The organism is Advenella sp. RU8, from assembly GCF_048381675.1.
In the GTDB taxonomy this organism is placed as follows: domain Bacteria; phylum Pseudomonadota; class Gammaproteobacteria; order Burkholderiales; family Burkholderiaceae_B; genus Advenella.
The window spans coordinates 80,857-93,067 of the sequence record NZ_JBLWIS010000012.1 but is presented as its reverse complement, the minus strand read 5'-3'; the positions used below and the strand labels follow the sequence as shown (position 1 = coordinate 93,067).

Sequence of the window (12,211 nt, the reverse complement as noted above, 5' to 3'; positions counted from 1 at the left end):
GAGCGTGGGAACCACCTCCAAGCACTGGCCATTCTCAACTTCAGGAAAACCGCCAATGACCCGCTTGATTATTTCTTGCTATTTTCAATATCCATCAGGGCCTGGTCAACCAGCGCTGCACCAATCCGCTCTTTCCATTTATCAAACACAGGCCGGGTTGCCTTTACAAACGCCTCATGCTGGTCAGAAGTGAGTGCACTGATTTCTACCCCATGATTGACAATTTCTTTTAATAAGGACTCATCTTCCGGTGTGAATCCTTTGCGGGCAAGCGCCACTTCCTGCCTGGCGGCATCCAATGCGGCCTGGCGCACAATTTCCCTATCCTGCGCGGTCCAGCTGTTCCAGATGTTTTTATTCACCACAAACACCAGTGGATCATTCACATAATTCCATAAAGTCAGGTATTTCTGGCCAGCATCGTACAGTTTGGAGCCCAGATAAATCGACAGCGGGTTTTCTTGCCCGTCTACCGTACCTTTGGCCAACGCAGGCTGCGCCTCGGCCCAGCTCATTTGCACCGGCACGGCACCCAATGCGGTAAATATATCCAGAAAGAGAGGGGACCCCACTACGCGCAGCTTCATGCCTTTCATGTCCTCGGGCAATTTGATGGGCTGTTTGGCATTGCTGATTTGGCGAAAGCCGTTCTCACCCCAGGCCAGCGGCACTACACCGGCATTATCAATGAGCGAAAACAGTTGCCTGCCCACCTCGCCCTGTACCAGGGCATCCACCGCGGCATAATCAGGGATCAGAAATGGCATTGAAAAAATATTCAGCTGCTTGACCTGGGGGGACCAGTTAATGGTTGAGCCCACCGCCATATCAATTACCCCTTGGCGAATAGCGGTAAATTCGCGTGTCTGCTCACCCTGAACCAGCGAAGCTCCCGGATAGATCTTGATATTGATGCGTCCTGCCGTTCTTTCCTTGACCAGATCAGCCCAGATCTGGGCACCCTGCCCCCATGGAACCTGGGCATCAGCGACAATCGACAGCTTGTATTCCGATTTATAATTATTGGCCAACGCTTCAGTTGCAGACAAACAGGCCATGACCGCCACAGACAAGAAAAATGCGTTGAACAGGGCGCTTAATTTCATTTTGGATTCCGTTTGATCTGAACACATCGCGTATTTTCTGTTTCAATACTTTGCCTTGAACCCAATTGGAAAACAGGCAGAAGAGGAACCCTTGCGCCCAGCCAACTCCTTCAAGGATAAAACAATATCAGGGTATTCTATCTGAACCCGCACAACATGTAACTACGTATTTTCACTTAACGAACGCACACCTGCATTTAAGCAACTTTATGCAGGCAATTATCCGCTCAAAAGCCTGCCAGCCGCCAGAAAAAAATATCAGGGTTAAAATAAGCGCACTAAAAGCAGTAACAAAAACCGTTTCATATTCAATAAACCAACTTGATAGAAGGGTTAACCCGTGCAAACAAAAAAATGAATAAAAGCCTTTTTTATTGCACTAAATAACGAATATTCATTAGGTTAACTGTTGCCAGCCATGGTTAACCCCAATATGTTTACAAAACAAAAATCAGTAATCTAGCAACCATTTTCAAAAACAAAAAAGAAGGAAAAACATGGGCAATTTAAATCCTATGATTATTACTTTCGCCATTTACCTTATCGTGGTTATTGCGGTAGGGTTTATTGCGTACTTTTCAACCCGAAATTTTGACGACTACATTCTGGGTGGCCGAAGCCTGGGCAGTTTTGTAACGGCATTGTCAGCGGGCGCCTCGGACATGTCCGGCTGGCTGCTGATGGGCCTGCCCGGCGCCATTTACCTCAGTGGCCTGACCGAGTCCTGGATTGCCATCGGGCTTACTGTAGGCGCCTACCTGAACTGGCTCCTGATTGCTGGACGTTTGCGTGTTCATACCGAATACAATAATAACGCCCTGACCCTGCCCGAATACTTCTACAACCGTTTCGGTGCCGAAAGCCGCCTCATCAAGCTTGTGGCAGCCACCATCATCCTTTTCTTTTTCACCATTTACTGCGCATCCGGTATTGTTGCCGGTGCCCGCCTGTTTGAAAGCCTGTTCGATATCGAATACAGCACCGCCCTTTGGCTGGGTGCAGGTGCCACCATCGTCTATACCTTTATTGGGGGCTTTCTGGCGGTTAGCTGGACCGACACCATTCAGGCCAGCCTGATGATTTTTGCCCTTATCCTGACCCCTATCATGGTCCTGATCGGCCTGGGCGACTGGCAACAGGCCATGGCATCCATTGAAGCGGCTGCCATTACGACCGGCAGGGAATATTCCAGCCTGTTTGCCGGCACCACTTTCCTGGGCATTGTCAGTACCGCCGCGTGGGGCCTGGGTTACTTTGGCCAACCCCATATCCTGGCGCGCTTCATGGCCGCCGAAAGCGCTAACGCCATGAAAAACGCCCGTCGCATTGGCATGACCTGGATGATCCTGTGTCTGGCCGGTGCCGTGGCGGTTGGCTATTTCGGCATTGCCTACTTCCAGGCACACCCAGAACTAGCCGGTCCCGTTACCCAAAACCATGAGCGCATTTTCATTGAACTGGCCACCATCCTCTTCAACCCCTGGATTGCCGGCATCATCCTGTCCGCCATTCTAGCGGCTGTCATGAGTACCTTAAGCTGCCAGTTGCTGGTCTGCTCCAGTGCCATTACCGAAGACTTCTACAAGGGTTTCCTGCGCCCATACGCATCGCAGAAAGAACTGGTCTGGATTGGCCGTTTCATGGTCCTGCTGATTGCCTTGATTGCCATCTGGCTGGCCAGCAATCCCAACAGCCTGGTACTGGGTCTGGTTGCCTACGCCTGGGCCGGCTTTGGTGCCGCTTTTGGTCCCGTTATCATCCTGTCGGTGTTCTGGAAACGCATGACCGGCAAAGGTGCCTTGGCGGGCATGATTGTGGGTGCCATCGTAGTGGTGCTGTGGAAAAACTCGGGCATTAACCTGTACGAAATCGTACCCGGCTTTATTGCCTGCTTTGTGACTATCATTCTGGTTTCCCTGTTTGGTGCTGAGCCATCCAAAGAAGTAGTCAAGAAGTTTGAAGATGCCGATAAAGCTTACAGGGCTGAAGTTTAAACCAGTTGGCGGGGTAACCACCCCGTCAGGCTTTGTTTGGGACCGTGACTTGTTACGCAACCACCCCGTCAGGCTTCGCCTGCCACCCCTCCGAAGGAGGGGAATTTTCCTTCTTCGTGGCATCATTTGCGCTACACACTCCCCTGTGCTGAACTGACTCCCAAAGTTGAACACCCATTCAACCGTTGGGGGTCAGTCAGTATTTATTTCAATACCCGTTGCACCCGCTGCTTCAGTTCCGGCAGCACGTCTTCTTCAAACCAGGGGTTGCGCCAAGCGGCAAATGGGACTCACATAGCGCGGATGGCAGTACCGTCCTTTGAATACTTAATGATTTATACGCCCAGATAGCGCGACCACAGGCTGCGATCGTTGGCCAGGCTGGCAGACGTGCCCTCCCAGACCACCCGGCCACGCTCCAGAATAATATGACGGTCGGCCAAGCCCAGCAGTTTTTCCAGGTACTTGTCAACAATAAGCGTAGTTTGGCCCTCTTGGCGCAATTTGGCAAGACAGGCCCAAATTTCATCCCGGATAACCGGGGCCAGCCCTTCGGTGGCCTCATCCAGGATCAGCAGGCGCGGATTGGTGGACAAGGCCCGTCCAATCGCCAGCATTTGCTGCTCGCCACCGGAAAGCTGGTTGCCCATATGTGAAGACCGCTCTTTCAGCCGGGGGAACAGCGCATAAATGCGGTCAATATCCCAGCCATCGGCCCGCCCGTTGCGCTGATCGGCAAAGGCCAGCAAATGCTCGCGGACGGTCAGGTTCGGAAAACACAAGCGGCCTTCCGGCACAATCGCAATCCCCAAGCGGGCAATCGCATCCGCCTTCAGGGCCTGCACCGGCCGGCCCATAAAGTGAATTTCACCCGACTTGCCGCGGATGTCACCAATAATGGATTTAATGGTGGTGCTTTTACCCATGCCATTGCGGCCTAACAAGGTAATGGTTTCACCTGAATGAATTTCAAAACCCACATCAAACAGAACCTGGCTCGCACCATAACCTGCATTCAGGTGTTTACAGCTCAGCAAAGGCGTTTCGCTCATGCCTGTTCTCCGGTACCCAGATACACCGCCTGCACTTGTGGATGGCCCTGGATATGGGCAGCATTGCCTGAAGTTAAAACACGACCATACACCAGCACGGAGATCCGGTCGGCCAGCTGAAAAACGGCATCCATATCGTGCTCGATCAGCAAAATGGCGCAATCCTGCCGCAGGTTGCGAATCAATGCAATCATTTGCAAAGCATCCTCGGGCCCCATGCCTGCCATGGGCTCATCCAGCAGCAACAACTTGGGCCGCGAGGCCAGGGCCAGGGCGACATCAAGTTTGCGTTGCACACCATGGGGCAAGGTGCCTGCCAAGACATTCAGGCAATCGCCTAGCCCTGTTTTCTCAGCCAATGCCAATGCCCGCTGATGCAGCAACACTTCGTGGTCACGCCGGCCAAAAAAGCGGAAACTGGACCCTTCGTGCGCCTGGGCCGCCAGCATTAAATTGCCAAATACGGTTTGCCCGGTAAAAATGCTGGTTACCTGAAAACAGCGCGACAGGCCATGGCGTACCCGCTGGTTCATGGACTTGCCCACCAGCTCGACCCCGTCCAGTTTTATGGTGCCTTCGTCAGGCGCCAGCAATCCGGATATCAGGTTAACCAAGGTTGATTTACCGGCACCATTCGGGCCAATCAAAGCATGGATTTCGCCCGCTTCCACGCCAAGGTCAACATGATCGGTTGCCAGCAGGCCACCAAACCGTTTTACCAGGCCTTGTACTTGCAGCAAACTCATTTAATCACCCTTCGGCGACTGCCACCTGCCAAGCCTGCCGGTAGCAGGAAGACAGACAGCAGCAAAATCAAGCCCATGGGCCAGTGCCAGTAATCGGTATACAGCTTAAGCACTTCGGCCAGAGTCAGCCACACGACCACCCCCAGTGCCGGGCCCCAACGATGTCCCATACCGCCTAAAATAACCATCACCAACAACCCGGCCGATTCCCCAAACGACATCATGGACGGGCTGACAAAATTATTATTGACCGCCAGCATGGCACCAGCCAAACCGGCAAACGCACCGGCCACCACAAAGGCAAGCAGGCGAATGGCATACACCGGATAACCCATGGCACCCATACGCACTTCATTGTCGCGAATGCCCTGCAGGGCAAGACCAAACCGGGAACAGGCCACCCGGCTGCCCATGGCAAACACCAGAGCCGCAATCAGCAACACGATCCAGTACAGGGCATGGGGCACGTCATCGAGCCAGCTACCCAAGGATAACGGGGTATAAATGCCATAACCGTCTTCCCCGCCAAAGCGGCTGAATGAAACCGCCAGGTAATACAACATTTGGGCAAACGCCAGGGTAATCATGATGAAATACATGCCACGGGTACGAATGCTGATACTGCCAATCAACAGGGCAAACAGCGCCGACACCCCCATGGCCAGCCCCCAGGCCAACCACACGGAATCTTGCCCGCTATCAAGCAGGGCTACCAGCGTATAGGCACCAATGCCCAGAAAACCGGCGTGTCCCAGCGCCACCATGCCACCATAGCCAATCAGGAAGTTCAGGCTGCTGGCGGCAATACTGTAAATCATGAGCCTTTGCACAAAACCCACGTAATAGTCCAACCCAAGCAGGGGTGCCACTAGCGGAAAGACCGCCAGCACCCCCAACACCAGCCAGGGGGCAAATAAAAACCAGCCGCTTTCCTGCCGCAACTGGTACTGAAGCGGCACCGCAGGCACCATGGCTTGATCATTGTTTTGCATCGCTTAGCCTCTTGCCGGAAAAAGACCGGATGGCTTGAGTGCCAATACGGTAGCCATCAGGATATACATGGCAATACTGGCCAGTCCCGAACCCAGGTCTGCTGCCAAGGCGGGCGGCAACATCACATGCAGCAAAGGCGGCAAGAATGCCCGGCCGGCAGTGTCTATCAGGCCAACCAGCAATGCAGCCACAAAGGCGCCCCTGACAGAACCAATACCACCAATCACAATCACCACTAATGCTGGAATCAGGATAGCATCGCCCATGCCGATTTGCACCGCACTAATAGGCCCCATCAGAGCACCTGCCAACGCAGCCAGGCCTGCCCCCAGTATGAAAACAAAAGAAAACACCCGGTTTACGCGGACCCCCATCAGCTCGGCCATGCGCCGGTTGGAAGCCCCTGCCCGCACAATCATGCCAAGACGGGTATGGTTAACCAACAGATACAACCCCAGCGCCACCAGCAACCCTGCCACAATCAGCATCAGCCGGTATGACGGGTAAGGCAGGCTACCCAACAGCGTCACCGGCCCCGACAGCCAGGCCGGTGTGGGTGCCATGATGGGGGATGGTCCCCAAATGGCCCGTACCGCATCATCAGCAATCATGATCAGGCCAATGGTGGCCAACACCTGGGAAAGATGATCGCGCCGGTAAAGCCGTCGCATGACCAGCACTTCCACCAGCAAAGCCAGTATTTTTGTACCCGCAACCGCCACCACAATGGCAAGCAGGAAACTGCCACTGGCTTCGTGTACGCGGGCCGCCAGATAGGCCCCCACCATATACAGCGAGCCATGCGCCAGGTTCAACGTGTCCATGATGCCAAACACCAGGGTCAGGCCAGCCGCCAGCAAAAACAGCATCAGGCCATAACCCACCCCGTTAAGCAATTGCTCGAAAACAAAAATCACATCCATCAATACGTCCGTTTATAAACTGAACACAACTTACATCTTGCATTCAGCCACATAGGCATCCTGATGGTTTGGCAAAATGGTTTTCACCAGAACATTGGTTAATTCACCGTTGGCATTCTTGCCAATTTTGCGCACATAATAATTCTGGATAGGGTAATTGTTAGCCCCGTACTTGAACTCGCCACGTACCGAGTTGAAGTTGGCGTTTTTCAGGGCAGCCACCAGGGCATCACGATCCTGGACATTGCCTTTGACATCACGAACCGCTGCATCCATGGCCATGACCACGTCATAAGACTGGGCCGCATACACGGTGGGATAGCGCTTGTATTTGTCACGGAAGGCCTGCACAAACTCCTTGTTGGCCGGATTGTCCAGGTCATGCGCCCAATGCGCCGTGTTTTGCATGTTTTCCACCGCATCGCCCACCGCGGCAATCACGTCCTGGTCGGCAGAAAAGCCGGGTGCCACCAACGGAATGTCTTTCAGGCCTGCCCCCACAAACTGTTTTACAAAATTAATCCCCATCGCGCCCGGCAGGAACAGGTAAACCGCATCGGGTTTTTCAGAACGGATCCGGGCAATTTCAGCCGCGTAATCAATTTGGCCCACTTTGGTATAGATTTCTTCTTTTATTTCACCCTTATAAGTGCGCTTGAAACCACCCAGGTGATCTTTGCCGGCCGGATAATTGGGCGCAATGATAACCGCGTTTTTATAGCCGGCCTCGTTGGCCAGCACCCCTGCCGCTTCATCATAGGTGTCGTTTTGGTAAACACCAAAAAAATACGGGTTGCATTGCTTGCCGGCAAACTGGCTGGGGCCGGGGTTGCTGGAAAGAAAAGGTACTTTGGCGGCAAACAGGGCTGGGCCAACGGCCAGTGCCGCATTGGAAGCAACCGGACCGGTGAAGAAATCAATCTTGTCTTTCTGGATGAACCGGTTGGCCAGTTGATTGGCCTGCTGGGGGTTGCCGGCAAAGTCGGTTTGCAGGAACTCGGCCTCTACGCCACCCAGCTTGCCACCCAGCTTTTCAATCGCCAGCTCAATGCCATCACGGGTTTCCACACCAATCGCCGCAAAAGGGCCGGAAATATCCAGCGCAACGCCCACCTTGATCGGCTCGGCTGCCTGTGATGCTGACAAAACACCCAAGGACAGTGCCATGCAAAGCGTGGTTTTTTTCAGTTGAAACATATCGTCTCCTCTTTTTCTATGTTTGCAAAATTCCAAATATCCTGCCAAACCGTCTATTCACAGGCCAATTCACCAGGGCAAACAGAATGTTACCCCATTTAACACCACCCTCCATGGCCTGATTCACCGGATAGGGCAAATCTGGCCCGGGCTGTTTCCTGCATACAACGACAAATCCGTTAAAATCAATACTTCCTGCCCAATACCTTGTGGCCAAACACCCAAACGGAAATGAGAAATGTGGACCAACCTGATCGATGAACCGCTGCTTGCCATGTTAGTGGCTGTACTGCTTGCACTGGCAGCCTGTTTCTGGCTTAGCCGGGCCGCCTATATCCTGCCACGCACAATTGATCCGGACCTTCCGCTGCAAGTGCCTGCCTGGCATTTTCGGTTACGCAGCCAGTTCATGGTGCTCGGCCCGCTGATTGCCGCACTGTTCTGCTGGTTTTTTGGCAGTAGTTTTGCCGCCTTGGCCAGTATTGGCTTCATGCTGGTTTTACTAAGCCTGGCCTGGATCGATGCCGAAACAAGCCTGTTGCCCGACCACCTGACCCTTTCCCTGTTGTGGGCGGGTTTGCTAATCAACATTAATGATACTTTCGTGCCACTTGAGCATGCCGTGCTGGGTGCCGCAGGCGGCTATATGAGCCTGTGGCTGCTTTACCAGATATTTTTACGCATTACCAAAACCGAAGGCATGGGGTTTGGCGACTTCAAGCTAATCGCCGCCCTGGGTGCCTGGTTTGGCTGGATGTTCCTGCCCGTGCTGCTGATTGTAGCCACCGGGCTCTCTTTGATTGTCGTGCTGGTACAGCGCCTGCGCGGCAAGCGCAACGCAGGTAGCATGATCCGGTTTGGACCGTATCTGGCCTTTGCCGGGATAATCGGCATGCTGGAAAGGTGGATATAAACGCCATATCCGGCTGGCTGATGTTTTTTTCGGCTGACCGGATTTTCCATTTATTTCAAGATTGAATCAAATCACGGTAATCCATGAAGCGGGCATTGGCAGGATAGTCAAAAACCTTTTCGCCTCCATAACCGGCTTCATGATGGACGAAATCCATGTTGATCTGGCTGGCACACAGCGCATCTACGTAGGTATCACCTACAAAAACCGCCTCTTCAGGGGCCATGCCAATTTCCTGCAGGGCCTGCAACAATGGTGCCGGATGGGGTTTGGGATGCACGGCAGTGTCACCACCAATCACGCTGCCAAAAAATGGCAAAATTTCGCAATGCGCCAATACCCTTAATGCATCCTTCCTGATCTTGTTGGTACAAACCGCCATAACACACCCCCTTTGCTGCTGGTTTTGCAAAAACGCCAGCACACCGGGATACAATTGCGCATCGACATGGCCATTGTCACGGTAATATTTGGCATAAGCGGCAAGTAAATCGGGCATGGCCGCGGCAGGGATACCCTGGTTTTCCATGACGGTGGTAACGATATCCCCCAGCGTGGCATGCATATTGGGTACCGGCATATGCGCAGGCATGGGTTCAAAGCGGCATTCTTTCAGCGCATCATTGAGGGCACGGCGAATATCAGGCTCGGTATTGATTAAAGTGCCATCAAGATCAAAAATCAGTGCGGTACGGGTATTCAGGATTTTTCCTGCATCATTCATTGCGGTTTCCTGCAACAGGGTACCGGATAACATCCGGCACCCTGCAAATAGTTATACAAACTTCAGATTATAGTCGCGACTGCAAACCTTCCGGGCTGGCGGCATAGCCAGTCAAGGATCGATCGGCATGACGCAGGCGCCAGTTCAGCATTTTCTCTGCCATGGCAAGCCTTGCGCTGTCGTAGGCGGGATTCCCGGCCTGATTAACCAGTTGATGTGGGTCTTGCTCCAAATCAAAGAACAACGGTGGCAAACCGGCAAAATGCACATACTTGTATTGCTCATTCTGTACCACGGCCAGGGAACTTTCATCCATTTGCAGGCCCAAGACTTCTTCAGGTTTGGAGTAATAAATATTGCGGAAATCGAATTCGTAATGCACTTCAGTGCGCCAGTCCGCGGGGGCTTGCCCATCACGCACAAAAGGCAATAATGAGCTGCCATCGCAAGCCCTTGGCACCGGCAGTCCCATCCAGTCAAGGATAGTAGGCATCGTGTCGATGGTTTCGCTAAAGCGATTGACAATCTGGCCACGAGTCTGGTCGGCCTGTTGGGAAGGATCACGCACAATCATCGGAATATGAAAGCTCTGGTCGAAATAGCCCAGCTTGCCCAGCAGGTGATGATCGCCCAGCTGCTCACCATGGTCACTGGTAAACACGATCAGGGTATTATCCCACTGGCCGGTTTGTTTCAGGTAATCAAACACACGGCCCAACTGGTCATCCACCTCGCTCATCAGGCCATAGTAAGTAGCGCGCATCTGGCGTACTTCGGCATCATCCATTTCAGCACCCAGCCCCTCGCCATTTTCAAAAAAACGATTGCGCTTGATGGAGTCAAGATAGAACTTGAGCATGGGATGCTGCTCACCTTCCTTCTCGACCGTCTCGGCACGGATGGCATCAGGACAATCAGCCGGATCATACATATCATGGTAAGGCGCTGGCGCGGCAAATGGCGGATGCGGACGGTAGTAACCCAAATGCAGGAACCAGGGTTTGTCTTTAACGCCGTGCAAGTACTCAAGCGCCTTATTGGTAAACCAGGTTGTATCGGACAATTCTGCCGGAATAGAGCTGGGTTTATTCGTGGCACCAATATCACCGGCTTCCCGGCCTTGCGGCAACCAGATATCCCAAGGATTATCGGGTACCTCAAAACCTTTCGCGCTCAGCCAGGCAAAGTAAGACTCCATGTGCAAACCCCAGGAGCCTACCGGACGCCAGCCTTCCATATCACCGCCCAATACCTTGAAGCGGGGATCCTCGGGAGACACCTTACGTGGATCAGGCGTGGTTGTGGTGTAGCCAACCAGGGCCGGTTCATAGCCTGCCTTGCGTACTTCCCAGGCAATATTGGTATGACGGGAATCCAGCGGAATGGTGTTCTGTACGGCACGATGCGTCATCATGTACAAACCGGTCAGCAACGAAGCCCTGCCTGGTCCGCAAGGTACGGCTTGGGTATAGTGCCTGGCAAAGGTAACTCCCTCCTCGGCCAAAGCATCAATATTAGGGGTCTTGATGACAGGATGGCCCAGTTTGGCCAGGGTATCGCCACGCCATTGGTCGACAACAATCAATAATACGTTTTTTCTTTGCTTGCTCACAAGAAACTCTTTAAAAATGAAGGGTGTTAACGCAAGGTTGGATCCAGCCGGTCACGCAGCCAATCACCAACAATGCTAATGAAAAAAGTAGTCAGGACAATAATCAAACTCGGCGCCAGAAGAATCCACGGTGCGGACTGCAGGTATTCTCGTCCATAGCCCACCATGTTGCCCAGGCTGGTCATGGGAGGCTGTACCCCCAACCCCAAAAAGGACAAACCGGATTCAAGCAAAATAATTTCCGGGAAAGTCAACGTAACGCTGACAATAATCGTGCTGGCAATATTGGGCAGTACATGGCGGATATACACCCGCCACGGCGAAGCGCCAATATCATGTACGGCACTGGCATAACCCTGTTCATTGGCAGCAATCGTCAGGCTGCGGGTAATCCGGGCGGTTCGGTCCCATCCATAACAACCCATCAAGACAATGAATAGCGTGAGTGAATTGCCAAAGAAAGCCAAGACCGCCAGTGCGATAATCATGAAAGGCAATGAAGCCTGAAAATCAATCAGGACCAGCACCAATTGCTCTACCCAACCACGAAAGTGGGCGGCTAAAAAGCCAAGCACCATCCCAATAAAAGCGGATATCAGGGTACTGATAAAAGCAATCAACAAACTGATCTGGATCGAAATAATCAAACGGGACAACACATCCCGCCCCAGCTCATCGGTACCCAACCAGTGACTGGCCTCACCACCCAGGAATACGGGTGGTTGCAAACGCGCTTTCAGATCCAGCGCACTATATGTGTAAGGAGCCAGATAATTGGCGAACAGGGCCACCACCAGCATCAGTACAATCCAGGCAATGCCGGCCATCACCAAGGGTGGGCAGGCCTTCAACCAGCGTTTGGCACGACTGATACGCACCGGTGCAGTAGCCATATCAAGCACTGCAGGAGTAGCTAACGGCAAAGCACTGATAGACGAATTTTTTTGCATA

The 12,211-nt window shown here is 52.9% G+C and carries 11 protein-coding genes; 2 read left to right on the top strand and 9 right to left on the bottom strand.

What is annotated here, in order from left to right; translation table 11 throughout:
* Positions 1 to 68: 68 nt before the first annotated feature.
* Complete coding sequence (locus ACM5Q9_RS13180) at positions 69 to 1,106, bottom strand: DctP family TRAP transporter solute-binding subunit (protein WP_418145190.1); 1,038 nt, start codon at positions 1,104 to 1,106, stop codon at positions 69 to 71.
* Positions 1,107 to 1,603: 497 nt separating this feature from the next.
* Here ACM5Q9_RS13180 and putP point away from each other — a divergent pair, with 497 nt between their 5' ends.
* Positions 1,604 to 3,100, top strand: a complete 1,497-nt coding sequence (gene putP, locus ACM5Q9_RS13175; protein WP_418145189.1) for a sodium/proline symporter PutP — start codon at positions 1,604 to 1,606, stop codon at positions 3,098 to 3,100.
* A 335-nt stretch (positions 3,101 to 3,435) separates the two neighbouring features.
* Here putP and ACM5Q9_RS13170 read toward each other — a convergent pair whose 3' ends face one another.
* The 5 genes from ACM5Q9_RS13170 to ACM5Q9_RS13150 are packed head-to-tail and all read right to left on the bottom strand — an operon-like array spanning position 3,436 to position 8,011.
* A complete protein-coding gene (locus ACM5Q9_RS13170; protein WP_418145188.1) occupies positions 3,436 to 4,152 on the bottom strand; it encodes an ABC transporter ATP-binding protein in 717 nt (238 codons plus the stop codon).
* Positions 4,149 to 4,898 carry an ABC transporter ATP-binding protein gene (locus ACM5Q9_RS13165; protein ID WP_418145187.1) on the bottom strand — a complete coding sequence of 250 codons (750 nt, stop codon included), beginning with the start codon at positions 4,896 to 4,898 and terminating at the stop codon, positions 4,149 to 4,151. The genes ACM5Q9_RS13170 and ACM5Q9_RS13165 overlap by 4 nt, the downstream gene beginning before the upstream one ends.
* A complete protein-coding gene (locus ACM5Q9_RS13160) occupies positions 4,895 to 5,890 on the bottom strand; it encodes a branched-chain amino acid ABC transporter permease (protein ID WP_418145186.1) in 996 nt (331 codons plus the stop codon). Before ACM5Q9_RS13160 ends, ACM5Q9_RS13165 begins: the two co-directional genes overlap by 4 nt.
* Positions 5,891 to 5,893: 3 nt before the next feature.
* Positions 5,894 to 6,814 carry a branched-chain amino acid ABC transporter permease gene (locus tag ACM5Q9_RS13155; RefSeq protein WP_418145185.1) on the bottom strand — a complete coding sequence of 307 codons (921 nt, stop codon included), beginning with the start codon at positions 6,812 to 6,814 and terminating at the stop codon, positions 5,894 to 5,896.
* A gap of 30 nt (positions 6,815 to 6,844) precedes the next feature.
* The gene (locus tag ACM5Q9_RS13150) at positions 6,845 to 8,011 is read right to left on the bottom strand and encodes an ABC transporter substrate-binding protein (protein ID WP_418145184.1); all 1,167 of its coding nucleotides are present in this window, start codon (positions 8,009 to 8,011) and stop codon (positions 6,845 to 6,847) included.
* Positions 8,012 to 8,249: 238 nt separating this feature from the next.
* Here ACM5Q9_RS13150 and ACM5Q9_RS13145 point away from each other — a divergent pair, with 238 nt between their 5' ends.
* Entirely contained in the window at positions 8,250 to 8,924 is a 675-nt protein-coding gene (locus tag ACM5Q9_RS13145; protein ID WP_169293398.1) for a prepilin peptidase, read from the top strand.
* 55 nt (positions 8,925 to 8,979) lie between these two features.
* On the opposite strand, the gene ACM5Q9_RS13140 is transcribed toward ACM5Q9_RS13145, so the two are convergent.
* From ACM5Q9_RS13140 to ACM5Q9_RS13130, 3 genes are read right to left on the bottom strand one after another with little or no spacing between them, the layout of a single operon-like run.
* Positions 8,980 to 9,681 (bottom strand): HAD-IA family hydrolase, encoded by a 702-nt coding sequence (locus ACM5Q9_RS13140; RefSeq protein ID WP_169293397.1) that lies wholly within the window; start codon positions 9,679 to 9,681, stop codon positions 8,980 to 8,982.
* A 34-nt stretch (positions 9,682 to 9,715) separates the two neighbouring features.
* Entirely contained in the window at positions 9,716 to 11,260 is a 1,545-nt protein-coding gene (gene pehA, locus ACM5Q9_RS13135; RefSeq protein WP_169293396.1) for a phosphoric/sulfuric ester hydrolase PehA, read from the bottom strand.
* A gap of 26 nt (positions 11,261 to 11,286) precedes the next feature.
* Positions 11,287 to 12,210 carry an ABC transporter permease gene (locus ACM5Q9_RS13130; RefSeq protein ID WP_248289982.1) on the bottom strand — a complete coding sequence of 308 codons (924 nt, stop codon included), beginning with the start codon at positions 12,208 to 12,210 and terminating at the stop codon, positions 11,287 to 11,289.
* Between the last annotated feature and the right edge of the window lies 1 nt (position 12,211).

Coding starts and splice junctions, on each gene's coding strand:
- ACM5Q9_RS13140 (WP_169293397.1), bottom strand. CDS start 9,681: ATGTTATCCGGTACCCTGTTGCAGGAAACCGCAATGAATGATGCAGGA.
- putP (WP_418145189.1), top strand. CDS start 1,604: ATGGGCAATTTAAATCCTATGATTATTACTTTCGCCATTTACCTTATC.
- ACM5Q9_RS13150 (WP_418145184.1), bottom strand. CDS start 8,011: ATGTTTCAACTGAAAAAAACCACGCTTTGCATGGCACTGTCCTTGGGT.
- ACM5Q9_RS13170 (WP_418145188.1), bottom strand. CDS start 4,152: ATGAGCGAAACGCCTTTGCTGAGCTGTAAACACCTGAATGCAGGTTAT.
- ACM5Q9_RS13180 (WP_418145190.1), bottom strand. CDS start 1,106: ATGAAATTAAGCGCCCTGTTCAACGCATTTTTCTTGTCTGTGGCGGTC.
- ACM5Q9_RS13145 (WP_169293398.1), top strand. CDS start 8,250: ATGTGGACCAACCTGATCGATGAACCGCTGCTTGCCATGTTAGTGGCT.
- ACM5Q9_RS13160 (WP_418145186.1), bottom strand. CDS start 5,890: ATGCAAAACAATGATCAAGCCATGGTGCCTGCGGTGCCGCTTCAGTAC.
- ACM5Q9_RS13130 (WP_248289982.1), bottom strand. CDS start 12,210: ATGCAAAAAAATTCGTCTATCAGTGCTTTGCCGTTAGCTACTCCTGCA.
- ACM5Q9_RS13165 (WP_418145187.1), bottom strand. CDS start 4,898: ATGAGTTTGCTGCAAGTACAAGGCCTGGTAAAACGGTTTGGTGGCCTG.
- ACM5Q9_RS13155 (WP_418145185.1), bottom strand. CDS start 6,814: ATGGATGTGATTTTTGTTTTCGAGCAATTGCTTAACGGGGTGGGTTAT.